Consider the following 19,948-nt stretch of genomic DNA (forward strand, 5'->3'; position numbering starts at 1 on the left):
TCGCCGTGCTCACGCGCGTAGAGGCGTCGTCAAGGTTTCCCCGTGGAAAAGTACACAGAAGGGTACTGGACAGTTGCGAACCTGATCGTCGGGCAGGCCGGAAACATCGATCACGCCCCGATCGTTACCGTAGAGGACGACAACCGCTCGAAAGGATGACCGTGTCCAGTCCGGACCCGTGGAGTACCTGCCCGTGCGAGCGCACGGGCCCCACTGATCTGATCGGGAGAGCCGCCCGGTGACCACGGCTCTCGGCCTGCTGGCCGTACTGCTTCTGACTCTCGCCACCGGCTACTTCGTCGCCCAGGAGTTCGCCTTCGTCGCCGCCGACCGCGGCGTGCTGCGCGAGCAGGCCGACGCGGGCGACGCCGCCGCGGAACGCGCGCTGCAGGTGACGGGACGCCTGTCCTTCATGCTCTCGGGCGCGCAGCTCGGCATCACCGTCACCGCCCTGCTGGTCGGCTTCATCGCCGAGCCCGCCATCGCCACCGTGATCCGCCCCGGCCTCGAGGCCGCGGGCGTCCCCTCGGCCGCCGTCCCGGGCGTCGCGATCGCGCTGGCCGTCGCGGTGGCCACCGCCATCCAGATGGTCTTCGGCGAGCTCGCCCCCAAGAACCTCGGCATCGCCACGCCGGAGCCGGTGGCCAAGTTCCTCGCCGGTTCGACCCTGGTCTACCTCAAGATCGCCGGACCGGTCATCCGCCTGTTCGACTCCGCCGCCACCGGCCTGCTGCGCAAGGTCGGCGTGGAGCCGGTCGAGGAGGTCGAGCACGGCGCCAGCCCCGAGGAGCTGTCCCGGATCATCGCCGAGTCCGGTGAGACCGGCGACCTCCCGCCGCGCCTGTCCGACCTGCTGGAGCGGGCGCTGGAGTTCGGCGACCGCACCGCGGAGGACGTCATGGTGCCGCGCCCCCGCGTGGTGCTGCTCCGCGACGACCGCCCCATCTCCGACCTGATCGACGCCGTGCGCGAGCACGGCCACTCCCGCTACCCGGTGCTGCGCAGGGACTCCGGCGACGACGTGGTCGGCGTCACCGGCGTGCGCGAGCTGCTCCGGTCCGGGCTGGCCGACGGCCCGCTGGAGAGGATCACCCGCCCGGCCCTGCTGGTCCCCGACTCGCTGCCGCTCCCGGTCGTGCTGGAGCGCATGCGCGCCGCCCGCGACGACCTGGCCTGCGTCATCGACGAGTTCGGCGGGCTGGCCGGCGTGGTCACCGTCGAGGACCTCGCCGAGGAGCTGGTCGGCGAGCTGGTCGACGAGAACGACCCGGAACCCGTCGGGGTCGTCGCGGCCGGGGACGGCGTCTGGGAGGTCCCGGGCGCGCTCCGCGTCGACGAGGTCGAGCGGGCCACCGGCCTCTCGCTTCCGGAGAGCGACGACTACGACACCGTCGCGGGCCTGGTCCTGGCCCTGCTGGGCCGGATGGCCGAGCCCGGCGACGAGGTGACCGTCACCCTGACGATGGACAACGACCCGCTGGAGGACGACGGCCCGGCCGAGGCCGACGCGGTCCTGACGGTGCTCTCGGTCCACCGCAGGGTCCCCGAGTGGGTACGGCTCGCGCAGACCGGCGGCGACGGGCGGCCGGAGACCGGAGCGGACCGTGCCGGTCAGGTCGGCCTGTCCGCGCCGGCCGCCGGTGCGACGGACGATCAGGACGGTCAGGACGGACGGGCCGGGCAGGTCATGGCCAGGGCCGGGCGGGGGGAGCGGCGATGAGCACCTCCGCGGCCCTGCTGCTCGGCGTGGTCCTGCTGATCGGCAACGCCTTCTTCGTGGCCGCCGAGTTCGCGGTCATCTCCGCCCGCAGGCACCGCCTGGAGGAGCGGGGGGCCAGGGGCGGCCGGTTCACCCGGATCGTCGCCCGCACCGCCGTACGGAGCGGCAGGGAGCTCTCCCTGATGCTCGCCGGCGCCCAGCTCGGCATCACCCTGTGCTCGCTCGGCCTGGGCATGGTGACCGAACCGGCCATCGAGCACCTGCTGGAGCCGGTCTTCGGCGCGGCCGGGGTGCCCGAGTCGCTGCGCGTGCCCATCGCGCTGGTGATCGCGCTGGCCCTGGTCACCTTCCTGCACATGGTGGTGGGTGAGATGGCGCCCAAGTCGTGGGCGCTGACCCACCCGGAGGCCGCGGCGATGGGCCTGGCCCTGCCGTTCCGCGGGTTCACCCGGTTGGTCCGGCCGGTGCTGTCGGCGCTCAACGGCATGACCAATGCCGTTCTCCGGCTGTTCGGCGTGCACGCCCGGGACGAGCTGGCCACCACCAGGACCCCTGTCCAGCTGGCCATGCTGGTAGGCGAGTCCGGCCGGATGGGCCTGCTGGACCGTGACGAGCACGACCTGCTCACCCGGGCCCTGCGGGTCCACCAGCAGCCGGTCGAGCGGGTGATGCTCCCCATCGGGGAGGCCGTCCGCGTCGCCCCCGACGCCCCCGACGCCGAGGTACGGCGCACCGCCGCCGACAGCGGCCGTCTGCGCCTGCTGGTGGGCGACGGGGACCCCTCCGGCATCCTGGGCGTCCTGCACGTCAGGGATGTCCTGGTGCGGCCGGAGGCGAGCCCCGCGGAGCTGGCCCGCCCGGTGCCCCGCCTGGCCGCGGCCACGACCGTCTCCGAGGCGGTCGCCGCCCTCCAGGACGCCCACGCCCATGTGGGACTCGTCACGGACGCGGCGGACCGGGTCGTCGGCATGGTGAGCCTGACCGATCTGCTCGGCGAGCTCCTGGACGTCAAGGTGCCCGTCGCCCGCTGACGGCGGCGCCGTCCCGGATCGGCGGTCCGGGGCCGGTTGTCCCGGACCGCAGCCGGGACAACCGGCCGGATTACGGACAGGCCGGAGGAGTCACTCCTCCGGCCCGTTTTTCACTGAGAGCGTAAAAGTCCCAGCTCGGGATCCGCCCGCAAGCCGTCCGAAAGTCCCCGGCAAGAGCGTTCCGCTACACCTGGAGGCGGAACGGCATCCCGGACCCGGGACCACGCCGCGCGGGACCAGGGGAGGCGACATCACAGGGAGACAGGGGATCTCCGGCCGCACGGGGATCCCGGGACCCGTCCCGCGCCCGGGGAACGCGCCCGGAGAAAGGGGACCCGCCCCGGCCCGGGCGCGGCGGGGCGCGGGGGCCAAGCCCCCATGCCGGGGGCTCCAGGGGGTCGTCCCCTGGAGCGCACAACGAGAAGGCCCCGGTGGAAGCGGATCGAAGATCCGCGACCAACCGGGGCCGCTTTCGCGTGGGGCACCGACGAAACCCTCTGATCAGCACCGACAGCGAGGATCCGCCGCCCGGATTTCCGGGCTAACAGAGATCATCTTCCGAGAGCCGGGCATGAGCCGGTGGATTGTTCACCGGACAGCACCCCGGGTTCCGCAGAAGGTAGGCACACGGGCAGCCGAATGCCGCGTGTGCCCTCTGCGGGGACGGGTTTCGTACGGCAAGCCAGGACCGACGCAGGGGTAGGGGAGAGCGTAGGAGGCTGACCTGCGAGAGCATGAGGCGAGCGTGCAGGCACACGCTCGCCAGTCGATCCATGCCCATCCTCCCAGGTCAAACGCCAGTTTAGGAGCCTCGTTTGTCTACGATTCGCGGAACCCGGGATCCCGGTCCGGTGCCCCTGCCTCGTCCACGGGGTCCGGATAGCCCGCGACGACGGTGCCGGGCGGCTACGGGAGCGGGCCGGCCGCTTGGCCCAGGATCTCCGCCGCCGTTTCACGCATGATCACCAGAAGGGACACCGGCTCTTCCGCCTCGGCCAGCCACCGGCACAGCCTGCTCGATCCGCTCCCGGATCTCCTCGGCCCGTTCCCGGGCCGAGGAGATCCGCCGCGCTGGTTCCTCCGGCAACGAACCCGTCGCCATCACCGCCTTGCCTCAGAAGGTAAGGCGTGGCTTGCTACTCAACCAGCCCGGACCACGAACCCCCAGCTCAGCTGCTCCCTCAGAGCGAGCTACACCCTGCGGGTATCAGGCCTTGATGGCGGTGAACAACAGGGGCGTGTACACATCGTGTTCGGCTGCGACTTCGGACAGGAAGCCGGCCAGCCATCCCACGGCGTCCAGCGACCACTCCGCCAGGCTGCCGTGAAAGGCAGCCCGATGCTTGGAAGGCCCAGGCCACGCGCTGTCCAGGACGGCAGGCTCCAGGACCGGCGCGTCCTCTTCTATTCCGGCAGCGGAACTCATCAGGAAGGCGTGCTGCCGTAATTCCTGTATCCGCTCCCGCATGTGGGGCGCTGCGGTGATGATGGCTGGATCCTGTCCGCTGTCGAGGGTCACCCAGACGCGCGCGCTTCTGCTTGGCGGACTATCTGCCAGCCAAGCAGCGGCCTGCCGAAGCACTCCAAGGGCTCTCCCGGAAGAGTGCCGGGCCGGGTCGCCCAGCTTCGGCAGGGGCAGCAGCAGTTGCACGGCCTTGAGGTTCAGCGTCCCCATGCGGGCCATCACATCATCGATGCAGTTCAGGAACGCCTGAGTCGGCAGCGGGCGCTCCGGGTGCAGCGGATGGGTGACCTCAACCTGAAACCACGCGATTTGTGGCAGCCACGCACTCGGGTCCTCGGGCTGCCCCGCGTCGTTCATCCACCAGCTGCCCTGTGGGGAGCAGTCATCGCCTGATGTGAGCCATCCCAACGCCTCCGACCTATCGTAGAAGAGCCCGTACGCATCAGCGGCTTCCGATGGGGTCCGCCAGGGATACGGTTCCAGCTCACCATGCAGCACCGCCAACATGCGGCCATCGGGCAACATGGGGCCCTCGGGTGGGAAATCAGCAGGCCCAGCCCATGCGCTCATGTCGTCCTCCTCCTTACCACCTGCATGGGAAGGTGTGTTCCTTCATGTTCGTGCCCGGAGTGTCGGCATAGCCGACTATGTCGACATCAACGAAGGAACGCCAGGTTGTATTCCAGCGCTTGTTGCATCGTGCCCGCCCGGTTGCGCGGCCGCCACCCTCTTTTTTGCTAGCTAGACGCTTCTTGTCTACGGTTCCTGCTTTTATCCAGGTACCGTTAGGCAGCAACTCCTCCAGCCAGACGGTGACGTCCGCGCGTAGATTATTAGGGCAATTGATATTCTCCCACCAGCCATGTGCGGAAGCCTCAGGGCCGCCAACTTTGCCAGTCTTGGGGTCTTTCCATGTGCTTTCATGCGGACGGTCAGTTTCCGACTTGAAGGTGCACACGGATCGCCTGCCTCGCATAGGCCCGCGGGGTTGTACCTGCGGATCGGCCACTACAGGGAATGTCGGTTCGACAAGTGTGGCGTCTTGATCGGATGTTTGGACGGGCGTCAGGTCCACCATGAGCGTGAGTGTCGAGCCATTGACACTGTACTTGGATGGCCACGTTCGTCCTGTTGCGTCCCGGGCCCAAGGCGCCTTGATGACGGGAACCGGTAGCGTGTCACTGATGATCTGGGATGAAGGGGCTTCTTCGCCCTCATTTGCTTCGGGAGCCGGACCGATTTCTTCGCTGAAATCGGCTTGTGGATCGACAGGATCGTCCGCCTCTTCGGTGGGCGGGAAGTACGCATCCATTTCCTCCGCCTTCCAGTCGAAGCCGACGCTGCCGTCATCATTGAGGACCATCACCATGCCCTCTGGCATGGTGACCGGGAAGTCGAAGGACGTGGGAGCGGAGGCGTCCTCGATGTGCACCAGCGCGCGGAATCCGCCGTCGTCGGTGGGCTGGACGGCTGCAGAATAACCTGCATCATCACCGTTGAAAACAGCGGTTCCAGCCTCGCTGGCGGTAGCTGCTCCGGATGCCGGCATGCCGATGCTGACGGCTCCGTGCAAGGTGGTCACCGCTACAGGCTTCGACCCGTCGTTGGGAATGCTGGTCGTGCTGGTTCCCAGATCGTCAGTACAAGAGGCGATCTCTACGTGTACTGGGTCGCTGGTGACGTCATCGGCGAGATCAGCGGTACCTGTCGTCTTCTCGATATCACCGGCCACACCAGACGGAGCCGCCGACGGCGGTGCCGCGTCGCCGAAGTAGGCGTAGGCGTCAACGTCCACGGTGACCGGCTGCTCACCGGTGTTGCGCAGGATGACGACTCCGTCGCAGCCGACGCGCGGGGTCATGAAGGTCGTGACAGGTATGTCGGCCTCGTAGGACAGCGCCTCGGCGCGTGCTTCGATGACACCTGAGCTGTTGACGGTGATGGCGCCGGCCCCGGAACCGCTGGCCGTGATGGCGAGGCCAACTGCGGAGGGGCGGGCGGCGGGCAGTCCTGCCTTGCCCAACAGGCTCAGCACGTGTTCGCCGTTAGCCGGGATCGTCACGCCGGCGGCGAGCCTGCCCGGCACGATGGTGCTGGTGTTCTGACCCTGGTCGAGCGCGGTGGTGAAGTAGCCGGTGGTGTTCACCGAGACGGTGATTGGCTTCTCGCCGTCGTTGTGAAGGGTGATTTTGCCGTTGGTGCCGAGCTCGGCGATCGCGAAGTTCCGGTGCTGCCGGTTGGGCATTTAGGAGAGCGTCGCGTCGGCAGGGAGCGGCTTATCTGATGCGTAGACGTGGACGCGGCCGCTGCCCTCACTCTTACCGCTGATGGAGATGGCGGCAGCTTGGACGTTGGAGGCGGGGATGTCGCCCTTGCCCATCGGCTCTAGCTCGTAGTTCCCGGAGGCCGGGACAACGATGTCCGTGGCGATCTGCGAGGCGGCGATTGGCACGTAGGTGGTCGGGGCGGCGTAGGTGGGTACGCCTGCCCTGGTGACGGAGTATCCGTGAACGTCAACAGAGACGTTGACCGGGCCGGACCCCTTGTTCGTGATCTTAATCTTGCCGTCGGCGCCGACCTTTGACATCACCTCGTTCTGCGCATCCATGGCGGTGCCGTAGCTGATGGCCGTTGCGTCCGAGGCGGTGTCGTCGGATGCGAAGACGCCGAGGCTACCGGCGGCCGTGCTGCCTTGGGCGGTGAGGTTGACCGACACCGCGGCGAGGTTGTCCCCCGGCGTCCGCGCTTGGCCCGCGATCTGGATGGCTTCTGTGGCACCCGGGTTGATCTGGAGATTGTCCGCGACGCGACCGCGATCGATGAACCACTGGCCTGCACCTGTGGATTCGTACGGCTGTGGCTTGACGGAATCGACGGTGTAGGTCAGGTAGCCGGACCAGGGGCCGTAGTCGACGCCGTCGAAGCCGCGGGCGCGCCAGCGCCATTTCTGGCCGTGGGCCAGGATCCCGGCCGGGACGGTCACCGCGCCCTGGGTGCCGGCGACCAGACCGGACACGTGGCTGGTCCACAGGACGGTGCCGGCGGTGCTGGAGACTTCGAAGTAGATGCGGCTGACGCCGCCGTCGGCGTCCTTGGCCGCCCCGTACAGGCTCGGGGTGGCGGTGGAGTAGGCCACCCCGTCGGTGCCGGTCGCCACGCCGACGGTCTTGACGGTGGCGGTGGCGGGGTAGGAGTTGTAGGTGACCACCAGCGCCGGCGGGTTCACCGATCCGCTGTTGCCGGAGTGGAACCAGCGGGCCGAGCGGATGTCGGTCTCGCTGGCGCCCATCACGTGCACCCCGTAGTTGGGTGAGCCGGCCGCCCAGGCCTGGGTGATCGCGGTGATCGGGAACTTCATCCAGGTGGATTTGTAGGCGCTTTTGACGGTGACCGCGCCGGTGTTGGTGAACGTCGGCTGGTTGCCCCAGTGCGTGGTGGCCGTGCTCCAGTTCGCCAGCAGGCGGCGCACCAGGACGCCCGGCCCGGTCTGGCTGGAGGTCCAGATGTCGGAGGTCCACAGCCGCATCTCGGCCGCGGTGACGTGCTTGCCGACCAGGGAGGCGACGTTGAACTTGATCAGCGAGCGCTGCTTGGTGTCTCCGCCGTCGGATGAGCCGACCTTCAGGTAGTCGCCGTTGGCCATGTCGGCGATGTGCGTGCGGACGAACCCGTCGGTGTACACGCCCAAGGTGGTGGTGGGGTCGACGACCACCGGGTACTGCGTGTCCGGGTCGGCCAGGAACTCGGCGTCCGGCTTGAGGACCAGCAGCTGCTGTCCGTTCTCGGTCACCACCCGGGTGTCGATCTCGGAGGGGGCCGCGGCCTCGGCGGCGGTGGCGGCCTGCTCGGCGGCGGCCTCGTACATGACCGGCTGCGGCGCCGAGGCGACCGTCTTGCCCTCCTCATCGGTCAGGGTGAGGCTGCCGCTCTTGGTCTCGGCGAGCTTCAGGCCGTCGGTGTCGACTTCCAGCTTGTACTCCACCGGTCCGGCGGGGCGCTTGCGCAGCACCACGTCGTGGCGGAATCCGGTGGGCAGCGCGGTGACGACCAGGTCGGCATCGGGCCCGGCGGCGTTCACGTAGGTGGCCTTGTTGCCCTCGACCGTCGGCTCGGGCAGCTTGGTCGGCCAGGACAGGGCGAACGACTCATCGCCGGCGTGCTCGAGCTTGGCCATCGGCGCGCCATCGCCGCCGGCGGAGATCTCCACCTCGCCTTTGGCCATCTTCGGCACCAGCACCCCGTCGCGTTCGATCAGGGTGGTGTCGATGGTGTGCCAGTCGCCGCCCTGCTGCACGCGCACCGGGGACGGGTTGATCTCCGTGGTGAAGCTGCCGTCGGGGTTGGCGTAGGTGAGGCTGCTCTCGGTGGTCTCACCGGTGATCAGGACCCGGCTTTTCTGCCGCTGCGCTGCGAGGGCGGCGGCGTGGCGGTCGGGTTGCTCGGTCACCGGCGGTGTGGCGGCCACGGTAGTGGTCACAGTGGCGGCCGCCGCCTGGAGGGGGGGCACCGCGCCGGGCAGGGTGGCGACCTCGGCCAGGGAGGCGGAGGTGACGGCGACCAGGGTTAGGACGCCGACCGCGACGGTTCGCGTCGCAGAGCGCCGCCGCTGGGCGGGGCGCGGTGGAGCGGGAAGGGGTTGACCCACGACAGGCTCACAAGCAGATAGGAGGGATGTGCGGTGGGTAACCGTACGCACGACCATTCGGTGCCTTATGTCGGCTTTACGCCCGTCGGCCGCGATCTACTTCCGCTTGGCCCGACGTCGCGGTTCACGTTCATCGGCGTGGTGCGGTCCGGTTGCCGACCGGGTGCGGTGCAGGTCCTCGGCGGGAGCGCGCCCGGCGCGTCATCGGCCGTATTCCCTCACCTCATCGCCGGTGAGGTGCGTCACGGCCGGGCTGGAGTCCTCGTTCCAGTGGAGATCGAAGAAACTTTGCCGGGCTTTACCTCATTTGCCGTTTGCGGTTACACCCATCCACTGCTCTTTGTGTTCCTGTCATCACCATGTGTATCGATGGAAAGGTGGACGATCTCGCCCTCCCGTGGTCACCAATCGCGTGATCGGGATCCTGCCGATCCTCAGCCGGGCACGAGTCCCTTCAGCGGAGTGCGCTCACGGCACACGCACCACAGGCCGGAGGCCGCATCCGCAAGGCGGATCATCCGCGACGCCATACGGCGCCGCGGTCCCGCCGGGCAGAGAATCGCAGGCTTTCCAGCCGATGCTTTCCATACGCGTGGCCTCCTTGCAGATCCGGCTTTCCTCCCTCGCCGGATCACGTCGCCAAACGTCACGACCGGGTCCCCGTAACGTCAGTCGCAGCCAAAGGAACGAGTGGCTGATAATTAGCGCCCGCAAAAACCTTCTCCGGCCACGGAGTGGAAATCCGGCCGCACGAAATACGCATGGCGGGAGGCGACACGCTGCCATGCATCCGTTCTGCGCCTGGGCAGCCAATGTAGTGTCGGCTCATGCGGGATCAGTACTGCGAGGAAGCCGCTCCTGTCTTTTCTCATGTACTTCTTCATGCACGCGACTGCCTGGAGAAGGCCCGGAACGAAGCAGCCGCCCTCGAAGCCGAGCTCGACCGTGTCCGTGGAGAGATCGCCGAGCTGGAGACCACCATGCACGTCCTGAAAGGCTGGGAGAACACGGTGACCTTCCATCCGCCCGCTCTCCAGGTCGCACGTGCGGACGCGGATCCCGCCGCACCGAGACGGGAGGCGACCGAGTCGCGGCCGTCGGCCCGGAGGGGAAGGCCCGCCAGTCTGCGGATGGCCAACGTCATGCACCTGCTCGCCCAGGATCCCCACCGGTGGTGGAAGAACCGCGAGATCGCCGATGCCATCGGTGAAGACCCCCGCCTGCTGAGAATGACGCTCAGCTACATGGTGGACGACGGCCGGCTCGTCAAGAACGCGGACGCCCGCTATCGCTACGGCCGTGAGACCCTGCCGCAGCCCGCGGATCCGGAAACGGCGGCAACCATGTAGCCGCTGTTTGTCTCCCGGACCGGAGAACGTGAAGAAGGGCGTCGTCGAGTTGCAGCTCGACGACGGCCGGAACGACAATTCCACACTCATCAGATGGTTCGTCGTGCCTGCGACCTTACCGCCGTTCGAGCGGTGAGGCCGGTATCCGGCGTGCCGTCATGACGGCGTGTCCCCCTGTAAAAAGGGAGATACGCGCCAGGATGGCCATGAACGTCTTCTCCGCCGAGCGCGAGACGGAATCCCCACCGCGAACCCACCCGCAGCAGCCGCTCCCGGCTCATGACCGTCAGCAGCCACGGCCAGCACCCGGCCGTCGCAAAGGAACCGGGCCGGACGGTGCGCGGACCGTCACCGGGCAGGAGCTCCACTGCGACGGGTCCCCGATACCATCACGGTCGGCCACTGACAGTGACGCCAGGGCGTGCTATAGCGGGAACAGGAGCCCTGCGGGCGTCTACCTGTGGCAGGTGAGCGTGGCACAGCGCATCGACACCTACGTCCCGGCGGGCTCGCCCCCGGGCTGGAGCCGCGTGGCCGGCCAGGTGCGCCGCACCGTCGCCACCGCCGAGCCGCTCACCCCGTATTCGGCCGCGGAACTGCTCAGCGTGCTGGCGCGGCTCGCGCTGTTCGCCGACGCCGAGGGCCTGCCTGCCCGGCCGGAAGTGTGGCTGTCGCGGGAGGTGATCGAGCGGTTCATCGCGGTCGGCTGCGCCCATCTGGCCTCCGGTACCCGGGCCACCTACCGCAGCCGGCTGCTGCGGCTGCGCGAGGCCGTACTGGGCGGCGACTGCACCACCGGCCGACCGGTCAAACTGTCGGCCTCGACTGCCTCGCGCCCGTACACGCCCACCGAGCTGACCGCGTTGTGGGCGTGGGCGGGCGGGCAACCGACCACGCAGCTGCGCCAGGGCTGCCAGCTGCTGCTGGCACTCGGTCGGGGCTGCGGCCCGGACACCCCGGAGATCACCGCGTTGCGAGCCCATGACGTCCGCCGCCCGGGCGGCGGCGCGATCGTGGTCGCCGTGCGCGGCCGCCGTGAGCGGCTGGTGGTGTGCCGCCGCGGCTGGGAGAGCGTCCTGGCCGAGGCCGCCGCCCGCCTGGACGGCCAGGCCGCCTACCTGTTCCGCCCCGGCCACCACGCCCGGGGCAAGAACACCGTCACCGGGTTCCTGGCCCGCACCCATCCCGCCCCGGCCGCCCCGGCGCTGAAGATGGGCCGGTTGCGGGCCGGCTGGCTGGTGGAGCTGATGGAGACCGGCGTGCCGCTGCCGGTGATCGTCGCCGCCGCCGGACTCGACTCCCTGCACGCCCTGTCGCGGGTGCTGCCGTTCGTGCGCGGCGTCGAGGCCGCCCAGGCGGCCGAGCACCTGCGGGGCCAGCCGTGAGCCGCCTCACGCGGGAGGCGCAGCTGGCGGTGCTGCGCAGTCGGCGCCACCCCTACACCGACGCCGATCTGGAACACGCCGTGCACCTGGTGGCCGTCTCCGGCGCCGCGGCGCTGCTGACGCCCCTGCTCGCCAGATCCTGCGGGCGGCCCCGGCTGCTCACGGTGGAAGGCCTGCTGGCCGGGTTGTTCCTGTGCGCGCTGGAGCGCCCGAACGCCGTGCACCTGTCCCGGGTCACCGACGTCCTGCACTTTTCCATCCCGGAGCCGTGGCGGCGCCGCTTCGGCGTCAAGGACCGCTCCGACGACAGCTGCGGATTCGAGGCCGCCTACGCCGTGGTGCGCCGCCTGTTCGACGCCGTCCTGGCATGCGTCGGCTCCTCCCCGCTGCCCCGCAACCGGCGGCTGCCCGCCGAGACCGCCGCCGCGCTGCGCTCACAAGCCGATGCCGCCGCCCTGGCGGGCCGGGCCGAACTCCTGCGCGTCGTGGTCAACGGCATCGTCGAGGCATCCCTGGACCCGGTCCGCCCCGTTCTCGACCGGCACTGGGACGGCTCGATCGGCATCGACGCCACCCCTGTCGCCACCTACGCCCGCGGCACCAAGACCGGAGCTCCGCACACCGCCACCGATCCCGACGCCGGCTGGTACGTCCGAGAAGGCGACCACCGCGCCCCCGACACCGCCCCGGACGGGTCCGCGGCGGCTCCGGCCGAACCCCCGCCCACGCCGCGCCGTACGGCAGGCAGGCGCACGGCGGGCAAGCGCGCCACCGGCGCGAAGCAGCAGAGAAAGCAGCGGCTCCTCAAGCGCCTGTTCGGCTACTCGGCTACCGCGACGACCAGCTCGGCATCCAGGCCGGCGCGCACGGCGCCCTGCAGGTCGAAGGCCGCTGGTACTGTCCCGCCCTCCCCGAGGCGCTGATCGACACCACCCGCGCTCTGCGCGCCACCTCCTCCGACGACCCCGGTCCATGCCTCCGATCTGTACCAGCGGCAGATCACCGCCCGCACCGCCTACGAACTCGTCCCCAAGGGCCGGCCCGATCCCGAGGGCCACCAGCGGCTGTCATGCCCCGCCACCGCCGGAAGGCTCCAGTGCCCCCTCAAACCCGCCAGCATGGGCACCGGCGTGCGCCTGCCCCTGGCCGACCCCGCGCCCAGCCCGGCCGGCCCGCCGACGATCTGCCGCCAGCACAGCATCACCCTGGCCCCCGAGCACGGCGCCAAGCACGCCCAGGCCCTGCCGTACGGCTCGACCGACCACCAACGCGTCTATGCCCGCCTCCGCAACAGCAGTGAGGACTTTCACGGCTACGCCAAGGACGACGCCTGCGAGGCGATCCAGCGCTCCCAGGGCCGCCGCATCCGCGGCATCGCCGCCCAGAGCCTGCTGCTGGCCTTCCAGCTCGCCCACGCCAACCTCAGGAAGATCTCCCGCTGGCTGGACTGTCTGCCCGGCCCCGGAGGCCGTCCCCGCCGCCGGGTGCGCCGCCGCTCCACCCGGCCGCTGGCCGTCTGGGCTCCCTGAACCTTCTCGGACGGCGGACCGTACGGCCGGTGCACCCGCCCCGCTGACGGCCGCCCGGACATCAAGGGAATCAGTAAAAAGTTGGTGAAAGTGGGACGAAAGCGGCTAGCAAGCAGGGCCGGATAGACATCTCCCCGTGCTCGCACGCCGTACCGGACGACCCTCCGGAAACGAAACGGCCCCGGCTCTGATGAGCCGGGGCCGAGTTCCGTCACTGTCGGACCACCGATTTCGTCGGCGGCCCCGCGTGGGCGAGGAGGGATTTGAACCCTCACGTCCTTTCGGACACACGGACCTGAACCGTGCGCGTCTGCCGTTCCGCCACCCGCCCTTGTTTGGGTGCGCACGAAACATTAGCACGGATCAGCCGGTACCTACGAACCCGGATACGATCCATGTAGATGACGGAGGAAGGGAGGTACCCGGTGGGAGTCCTTCAGCGCTTCGAGCGGAGGCTCGAAGGCTTGGTTGAGGGGGCCTTTGCGCGGGCGTTCAAGTCTGACCTTCAGCCGGTCGAGGTCGCCAGCGCGGTTCAGCGGGAGATGGACGAGCGGGCCGCGATCGTCGCCCAGGGGCGGACCCTCGTCCCGAACGACTTCGTGGTCGAGCTGTCCACCACCGACAGCGAGCGCCTGCAGGTGTACGCCGACAGCATCGGTCACGAGCTGGCCAACCTCGCCCGCGAGTACGCCAAGGAGCAGGGTTACTCGTTCGTGGGACCGGTCCGGGTGCGCTTCGAGACCGCCGACGATCTGGCGGTCGGCCTGTTCCGGATCCGCTCCGGAGTGATCCGCGGCGCCACGGTCGAGCAGGACGAGATCCGCAAGCCGGTGACCGACATGCCGGTCCCGCAGGGACGCGCCTTCCAGGGCCGGCCCCGCCTCCTGGTGTCCACCCAGGATGACCCGCAGGGCCAACGGTCCTACGATCTGACCACGCCGGTGACCCTGCTCGGCAGGGGCACCGACTGTGATCTACGGCTGGTCGACCCGGGCGTGTCCCGGCACCACGCCGAGCTGCGCGTGGAGGGTCCGCAGGTCGTGCTCGTCGACCTGGGCTCCACGAACGGCACTTTCGTCAACGGCCAGCCGGTGCGCCGGGTCGAGCTCCAGAACGGCACTCGCGTGACTCTGGGGCGCACGACTCTGGTTTTCCGGCGCGATTAAAGGTAAACAGACGGTCCATGTCCGAGCTCACGCTGCTGCTGATCCGCCTCGCGTTCCTCGCGGTGCTGTGGTTCTTCGTGATTGCCGCGGTCGGTGTGATCCGGACAGACTTGTTCGGGTCCCGTACGCCCGCCACCGTCCCCGCGCGGAAGGTTCCCAAACCGGCCAAACCCGCGGTCAAGCCCAAGAAGGGGGAGCCCCGGCAGATGGTCGTCACCGGCGGCCCCCTCCAGGGCACCACCATCACCCTCGCGGAGTCGCCCATCACCATCGGCCGGGCCCCCGACGCCACCTTGGTGGTCACCGACGACTACGCCTCCAGCCGGCACGCCCGGCTCTTCCCCCAGGACGGTCAGTGGCTCGTGGAAGACCTCGGTTCGACCAACGGCACCTACCTCGACCGCTCCAAAGTCACCCGTCCGACTCCGGTGCCGCTCGGCGTTCCGATCCGCATCGGTAAGACCGTCATCGAATTGCGCAAATGACCATCGCACTCCGTTACGCCGCCCGCTCGGACGTCGGCCTCCTCCGCGAAGGCAACGAGGACTCGGCGTACGCCAGTGGCCGCCTGCTCGCCGTCGCCGACGGCATGGGCGGCCACGCACACGGCGAGGTGGCCAGCTCGGTCGCCATCGCCGCCATGTCGTCCCTGGAGGACGACGCCCTCGGCGGTGACCTGCTGACCGCCATCGAGGCGGCGGTCCGCGACGCCAACCGCCGCCTCCACGAGATGGTGGGCCGCGACCCCAGTCTCAAGGGCATGGGCACCACGCTGACCGCCATGCTGTGGTCCGGCACCCGGGTCGCCCTGGTGCACGTCGGCGACTCCCGCGCCTACCTGCTGCGCGCCGGGGAGCTCTACCAGATCACCCACGACCACACCCTGGTGCAGTCGCTGGTGGACGACGGCCGGATCACCGCGGAGGAGGCCGCCACCCACCCGCAGCGGTCGATCCTGCTGCGCGCGCTGGACGGCAGCGGCGAGGTCGACCCCGACCTGTCGCTGCGCGAGGCCCAGGTCGGCGACCGCTACCTGCTCTGCTCTGACGGCCTGTCGGGTGTCGTGAGCGCCGAGACGCTGCACCACGCGCTCTCCACGATCGACGACCCCGAGACGGTGGTCCGCACGCTCGTCGACCTCGCCAACCGCGGCGGCGGACCCGACAACATCACCTGCGTGGTCGCCGACGTGCTGGAGCTGGACGAGGGGGCCGTCTCGCCGTCCACCGAGGCGGCCGTGGTGGGCGCCGCGGGCTCCACCCTGAGCCGCTCGCCGTCCCCGGACGGGCCGGGCGCGGCGGGCCGCGCGGGCGCGATCACCATGCCGCAGCCCGTCATCACGGACGACGACCTCGACGAGCCGGTCGCCCGGGCGGCGGCGCGCCCGGTCAAGCGGCGCCGGATGTGGCCGCTTCTGGCCTCTCTGGGCGGTGTCGTCCTCGTCGGTGGCGGCCTAGGCTGGTATTTCGGGAACCAGTGGCTGGACGACCAGTACTTCGTGGGGGTGCGGGGTGACGAGATCGTGGTCTACCGGGGGGTGAACACCACTCTGGGGCCCTTCGAGCTCTTCGATCCCGTCCGCAGCACCACCGTGGCGGTCTCGTCGCTCGGCGCGTTCCAGCAGGGCCAGGTGCGCGACGGCATCCCCGTGGCGAGCGTGGACGCGGGCGTGCAGAAGGTCCAGGAGCTGGCGGCCTCCGCGCAGAAGGCCTCCGGCGACAAGACCGGCGACGAGCCGGACGACACGGCGCCCGACGAGGGGCGGACCGGCAGCGAACCGCAGGCCACCACCGGTCCGACGTCGAAGAGCACCGCCACCCCTCAGCCCACAAGGTCACAATAGAGACATGAGCACCCCAAGCGTCGAACCCGTCCCCCTGCCGTCCAAGCGGCGGTTGGCGCAGCTGGCGATGCTCGCCTTCGCGGTCCTGATCACCCTGGGCGCGTACGCCAACGTGGGCTTGGCCATCGACGGGCAGATCCCCTCCGGCATGCTCACCTACGGCCTCAGCCTGGGCGGCTTCATGCTGGCCGCCTACCTGGTGCTGGCGAAGTTCGCGCCCTGGGCCGACCCGCTGATCCTGCCGCTGGTGACGCTGATCAACGGCCTCGGGCTGGTGATGATCTACCGGCTGGAGGAGTCCGACGCGTTCGGCGCCTCGGCCAACACGCAGCTGCTGTGGACCGCGGTCGGGGTGGTGCTGTTCGCCGTGACGCTGGTCGTGCTCCGCGACCACCGGGCGCTGCAGCGCCTGACCTACACCGCCGGCGCCCTCGGCCTGTTCCTGCTCATCTCGCCGCTACTCCCGCTCCTCGGCAAGGAGGAGAACGGCGCCCGCATCTGGATCGGCATCCCGGGCGTGGGCCAGCTCCAGCCGGCCGAGTTCGCCAAGATCGCGCTGATCGTCTTCTTCGCCGGCTACCTGGTGGCCAAGCGCGACGTGCTGGCGCTGGCCGGGCGGCGGCTGCTCTTCATCGACCTGCCCCGCGCCCGCGACCTCGGGCCGATCCTCGTCACGTGGGGGCTCAGCCTCGGCGTGCTGATCCTGCAGAAGGACCTCGGCTCCTCCCTGCTGATCTTCGGCACGTTCATCGTGATGCTCTACGTCGCCACCCAGCGCACCTCCTGGGTGCTGATCGGCGTCCTGCTCTTCCTCGGCGGCGCGGTCCTCGCCGGCATGATCTTCGACCACGTGCAGGCCCGCTGGGAGATCTTCCTCAACCCGGAGGATCCCGTGCTCTACGAGCGCTCCCCCGGCGGCAGCGCCCAGCTCATGCAGGGCCTGTTCGCCATGAGCGAGGGCGGCATCCTCGGCACCGGGCTCGGCCAGGGCCAGCCCAGGGTGATCCCGCTGGCCATCTCCGACTTCATCTTCGCCGCCGTCGGCGAGGAGCTCGGCCTGACCGGGCTGATGGCCCTGCTGATGGTCTACGCGCTGCTGGTCGAGCGCGGCCTGCGGACCTCGATCGCGGCCCGCGACCCGTTCTCCAAGCTGCTGGCGGGCGGCCTGTCGTTCCTGCTGGCCTGGCAGGTCTTCATCATCGTCGGCGGCGTCACCAACCTGATCCCGCTCACCGGCCTGGTCACGCCGTTCATGTCGCAGGGCGGCTCGGCGCTGCTGGCCAACTGGATCCTCATCGCGCTGCTGGTGCGGATGTCGGACGCGGCCCGCCGCCCGGCGCCCCAGGCCATCCAGGACGAAGGAATGACGCAGGTGTTCCAGCGATGAACAGCCCACTCAAGCGTGTCGCCCTGGCCTGCATGGTCATGTTCGGCCTGCTCATGCTCAACGTGAACTACCTGCAGGCGGTGAAGGCCGAGGGCATCCGGGAGGACTCCCGGAACGAACGGAACTTCTTCGAGCGCTACCAGGTGCAGCGCGGCCGGATCACCGCGGGGAACAAGGTGCTGGCCGAGTCGGTCGAGACCGACGACAACACCTACAAGTACGAGCGTCGCTACCCCGAGGGCAAGGTCTACGCACCCGTCACCGGGTTCTTCGCCCCGGAGAGCGAGCACGCCGTCGAGCAGGCGAAGAACAGCCTGCTCGACGGCTCCAGCGCCGACCTGCTCATCCGGCGCAGCCTCGACCTGTTCACCGGCGCCCAGACCAAGGGCGCCAACGTCGAGGTGACGATCGACCCCAAGGCGCAGGAGGCGGCCTACAAGGCGCTGGGCGCCAGCGGCAAGAAGGGCGCGCTGGTCGCGATCGAGCCGAAGACCGGGGCGATCCTGGCCATGGTCTCCATCCCGACCTACGACCCGAACGAGCTGTCCAGGGCGAACAAGAAGGTGGTCAACAACGCCTACGCGAAGCTGGAGAAGGACGAGGACCAGCCGCTCGTGAACCGGGCGATCAACCGGACCTACCCGCCGGGCTCGACGTTCAAGGTCGTCACCATGGCCGCCTACCTGGCCGCCGACGACACCCTCGGCCCGCAGAGCCAGGTGGACGCCCCGCAGGTGCTCGACCTGCCGAACACCACCGCCGACCTGCCCAACTACGCGGGCGCGGCGTGCGGCTCCGGGCGGGTGACGCTCTCGTTCGCGCTGGAGAAGTCCTGCAACACGCCGTTCGGCAAGATCGCCATGGAGCTCGGCTACGACGCCCTGAAGGAGCAGGCCGACGCCTTCGGCATCGGTGAGTCCGTCGAGATCCCGATGGAGGTCTCGCCCAGCAGCATCGGCCCCGAGGAGGACGCCGCCGCGCTCGCCCAGGCCTCGATCGGCCAGCGCAGCAACCAGATGACGCCGCTGCAGATGGCCATGGTCGCCGCGGGCATCGCCAACAACGGCGTGGTCATGAAGCCGTACCTCGTCGAGAAGGTCGCCGACGCCGAGGGCACGGAGATCGAGGGCGCCGACCCCGAGGAGCTCTCGGAGGCGATGAGCGAGGAGAACGCCGCCAAGCTCAAGGAGATGATGGTCAACGTCGTCGCCAAGGGCACGGCGGGCGCCGCGCAGATCCCCGGTGTCACCGTCGCCGGCAAGACCGGCACCGCCGAGACCTCCGAGGGGCGCGACCCGCACGCGTGGTTCATCTCCTTCGCCCCCGCCGAGGACCCCAAGGTCGCCGTCGCGCTCATCGTCGAGTCCGGCAGCGCCGGCAGCGACGCCTCCGGCGGCCAGACCGCGGCCCCCATCGCCAAGAGCGTGATGGAAGCGGTGCTGAACAAGTGACGTCGTTGCTCGGGGGCCGCTACCGCCTGCTGGGGCGGATAGCGGCGGGCGGCATGGGCGAGGTCTGGCGGGCCGCGGACGAGCTGCTCGGCCGCGAGGTGGCCGTCAAGCTGCTCCACCGGCACGTCGCGGCCGACCCGGCCTTCCGCGGGCGGTTCCGCACCGAGGCGCGCATCGCGGCCGGGCTGGCCGACCCCGGCATCGCCCAGGTCTACGACTACGGCGAGGCCGACGACGACGCCTACCTGGTGATGGAGCTGGTCCCCGGCGAGTCGCTGGCGGCCATCCTGGCCCGCACCGGCCCGCTGGCCCCCGACGACGCCCTCGACGTCGTGCAGCAGACGGCCAGGGCCCTGCACGCCGCGCACGGCGCCGGGATCATCCACCGGGACATCAAGCCCGGCAACCTGCTGGTCACCGCGACCGGCACGGTGAAGATCACCGACTTCGGCATCGCGCGGGCGATGGAGGCCGCTCCCGTCACCCAGACCGGGACCGTCCTCGGCACCGCCCAGTACGTCAGCCCCGAGCAGGCCTCCGGCACCGCGCTGACGCCCGCCACCGACCTCTACTCGCTGGGCGTGGTGGCCTACGAGTGCCTGGCGGGCCGGCCGCCGTTCACCGCCGAGAACCAGGTGGCGATCGCGCTGATGCACCTCAACGAGGAGCCGCCGCCGCTGCCGGGGAGCGTTCCGGCGCCGGTGCGCGAGCTCGTCATGGCGTGCCTGGCCAAGGACCCGGCGCACCGCCCGGCCGACGCCCTGGAGCTGGCGGAGCGGGCGCGGGCGCTGCGCGGGTCGCCCACCGGCGCGGGCACGGCGGGCCTGGGCACCCTCACCGACCCCGCCGGATGGCGGGCCGGCCCCTCGACCGCTCCGGTGGCGCCGGCCGCGGGCCCGGCCACGCTCCGGGGGCCGGCCGGGGCCCCGGCGCCCGGCACGGGCCCCGGCCGCAACCGCGCCTCACCCGCGGCGGGC

At 70.1% G+C, this 19,948-nt stretch carries 15 protein-coding genes and 1 tRNA gene; 12 read left to right on the forward strand and 4 right to left on the reverse strand.

The window, feature by feature from the left end; translation table 11 throughout:
- Nucleotides 1-238 precede the first annotated feature (238 nt).
- Nucleotides 239-1,720, forward strand: a complete 1,482-nt coding sequence (locus tag ABD823_RS29810) for a hemolysin family protein (RefSeq protein WP_344865426.1) — start codon at nucleotides 239-241, stop codon at nucleotides 1,718-1,720.
- Nucleotides 1,717-2,751 (forward strand): hemolysin family protein, encoded by a 1,035-nt coding sequence (locus ABD823_RS29815; RefSeq protein WP_344865428.1) that lies wholly within the window; start codon nucleotides 1,717-1,719, stop codon nucleotides 2,749-2,751. Before ABD823_RS29810 ends, ABD823_RS29815 begins: the two co-directional genes overlap by 4 nt.
- Nucleotides 2,752-3,958: 1,207 nt before the next feature.
- Here the strand turns inward: ABD823_RS29815 and ABD823_RS29820 are convergent.
- From ABD823_RS29820 to ABD823_RS29830, 3 genes are read right to left on the reverse strand one after another with little or no spacing between them, the layout of a single operon-like run.
- Nucleotides 3,959-4,786 carry a hypothetical protein gene (locus tag ABD823_RS29820; RefSeq protein WP_344865430.1) on the reverse strand — a complete coding sequence of 276 codons (828 nt, stop codon included), beginning with the start codon at nucleotides 4,784-4,786 and terminating at the stop codon, nucleotides 3,959-3,961.
- A 13-nt stretch (nucleotides 4,787-4,799) separates the two neighbouring features.
- Nucleotides 4,800-6,461: a hypothetical protein gene (locus ABD823_RS29825; protein WP_344865432.1), complete on the reverse strand. Its 1,662-nt coding sequence runs from the start codon at nucleotides 6,459-6,461 to the stop codon at nucleotides 4,800-4,802.
- Nucleotides 6,462-8,861, reverse strand: coding sequence for a DNRLRE domain-containing protein (locus ABD823_RS29830; RefSeq protein ID WP_344865434.1), 2,400 nt, complete (start codon nucleotides 8,859-8,861; stop codon nucleotides 6,462-6,464).
- A gap of 827 nt (nucleotides 8,862-9,688) precedes the next feature.
- On the opposite strand from ABD823_RS29830, the gene ABD823_RS29835 reads away from it, so the two are divergent.
- The 4 genes from ABD823_RS29835 (at nucleotide 9,689) to ABD823_RS29850 (ending at nucleotide 13,124) form a co-directional block, all read left to right on the forward strand.
- The gene (locus ABD823_RS29835) at nucleotides 9,689-10,210 is read left to right on the forward strand and encodes a hypothetical protein (protein WP_344865436.1); all 522 of its coding nucleotides are present in this window, start codon (nucleotides 9,689-9,691) and stop codon (nucleotides 10,208-10,210) included.
- A 467-nt stretch (nucleotides 10,211-10,677) separates the two neighbouring features.
- Complete coding sequence (locus tag ABD823_RS29840) at nucleotides 10,678-11,595, forward strand: hypothetical protein (RefSeq protein WP_344865438.1); 918 nt, start codon at nucleotides 10,678-10,680, stop codon at nucleotides 11,593-11,595.
- Complete coding sequence (locus ABD823_RS29845) at nucleotides 11,592-12,518, forward strand: hypothetical protein (RefSeq protein ID WP_344865440.1); 927 nt, start codon at nucleotides 11,592-11,594, stop codon at nucleotides 12,516-12,518. Before ABD823_RS29840 ends, ABD823_RS29845 begins: the two co-directional genes overlap by 4 nt.
- Nucleotides 12,519-12,713: 195 nt before the next feature.
- Nucleotides 12,714-13,124 (forward strand): hypothetical protein, encoded by a 411-nt coding sequence (locus ABD823_RS29850; protein WP_344865442.1) that lies wholly within the window; start codon nucleotides 12,714-12,716, stop codon nucleotides 13,122-13,124.
- Between the two features lie 248 nt (nucleotides 13,125-13,372).
- Here the strand turns inward: ABD823_RS29850 and ABD823_RS29855 are convergent.
- A tRNA-Leu gene (locus tag ABD823_RS29855) sits at nucleotides 13,373-13,455 on the reverse strand.
- Nucleotides 13,456-13,549: 94 nt separating this feature from the next.
- Here ABD823_RS29855 and ABD823_RS29860 point away from each other — a divergent pair.
- The 6 genes from ABD823_RS29860 to ABD823_RS29885 form a co-directional block, all read left to right on the forward strand.
- Nucleotides 13,550-14,290 carry an FHA domain-containing protein gene (locus ABD823_RS29860; RefSeq protein ID WP_344865444.1) on the forward strand — a complete coding sequence of 247 codons (741 nt, stop codon included), beginning with the start codon at nucleotides 13,550-13,552 and terminating at the stop codon, nucleotides 14,288-14,290.
- A gap of 17 nt (nucleotides 14,291-14,307) precedes the next feature.
- A complete protein-coding gene (locus ABD823_RS29865) occupies nucleotides 14,308-14,775 on the forward strand; it encodes an FHA domain-containing protein FhaB/FipA (protein WP_344865446.1) in 468 nt (155 codons plus the stop codon).
- Entirely contained in the window at nucleotides 14,772-16,133 is a 1,362-nt protein-coding gene (locus ABD823_RS29870) for a PP2C family protein-serine/threonine phosphatase (protein ID WP_344865447.1), read from the forward strand. The genes ABD823_RS29865 and ABD823_RS29870 overlap by 4 nt, the downstream gene beginning before the upstream one ends.
- A gap of 4 nt (nucleotides 16,134-16,137) precedes the next feature.
- Nucleotides 16,138-17,520: an FtsW/RodA/SpoVE family cell cycle protein gene (locus ABD823_RS29875; RefSeq protein ID WP_344865449.1), complete on the forward strand. Its 1,383-nt coding sequence runs from the start codon at nucleotides 16,138-16,140 to the stop codon at nucleotides 17,518-17,520.
- A complete protein-coding gene (locus ABD823_RS29880; RefSeq protein WP_344865451.1) occupies nucleotides 17,517-18,971 on the forward strand; it encodes a peptidoglycan D,D-transpeptidase FtsI family protein in 1,455 nt (484 codons plus the stop codon). The genes ABD823_RS29875 and ABD823_RS29880 overlap by 4 nt, the downstream gene beginning before the upstream one ends.
- A partial coding sequence (locus tag ABD823_RS29885; protein ID WP_344865453.1) for a protein kinase domain-containing protein occupies nucleotides 18,968-19,948 on the forward strand: 981 nt, incomplete at its 3' end. The genes ABD823_RS29880 and ABD823_RS29885, both read left to right, overlap by 4 nt.

It is taken from the genome of Planomonospora alba (genome assembly GCF_039534085.1).
In the GTDB taxonomy this organism is placed as follows: Bacteria; Actinomycetota; Actinomycetes; order Streptosporangiales; family Streptosporangiaceae; genus Planomonospora_B; species Planomonospora_B alba.

Excerpts from the sequence above, each read along its gene's own strand:
- ABD823_RS29815 (WP_344865428.1), top strand. The coding sequence starts at position 1,717 with ATGAGCACCTCCGCGGCCCTGCTGCTCGGCGTGGTCCTGCTGATCGGC.
- ABD823_RS29820 (WP_344865430.1), bottom strand. The coding sequence starts at position 4,786 with ATGAGCGCATGGGCTGGGCCTGCTGATTTCCCACCCGAGGGCCCCATG.
- ABD823_RS29825 (WP_344865432.1), bottom strand. The coding sequence starts at position 6,461 with ATGCCCAACCGGCAGCACCGGAACTTCGCGATCGCCGAGCTCGGCACC.
- ABD823_RS29835 (WP_344865436.1), top strand. The coding sequence starts at position 9,689 with ATGCGGGATCAGTACTGCGAGGAAGCCGCTCCTGTCTTTTCTCATGTA.
- ABD823_RS29850 (WP_344865442.1), top strand. The coding sequence starts at position 12,714 with ATGGGCACCGGCGTGCGCCTGCCCCTGGCCGACCCCGCGCCCAGCCCG.
- ABD823_RS29865 (WP_344865446.1), top strand. The coding sequence starts at position 14,308 with ATGTCCGAGCTCACGCTGCTGCTGATCCGCCTCGCGTTCCTCGCGGTG.
- ABD823_RS29870 (WP_344865447.1), top strand. The coding sequence starts at position 14,772 with ATGACCATCGCACTCCGTTACGCCGCCCGCTCGGACGTCGGCCTCCTC.
- ABD823_RS29875 (WP_344865449.1), top strand. The coding sequence starts at position 16,138 with ATGAGCACCCCAAGCGTCGAACCCGTCCCCCTGCCGTCCAAGCGGCGG.
- ABD823_RS29880 (WP_344865451.1), top strand. The coding sequence starts at position 17,517 with ATGAACAGCCCACTCAAGCGTGTCGCCCTGGCCTGCATGGTCATGTTC.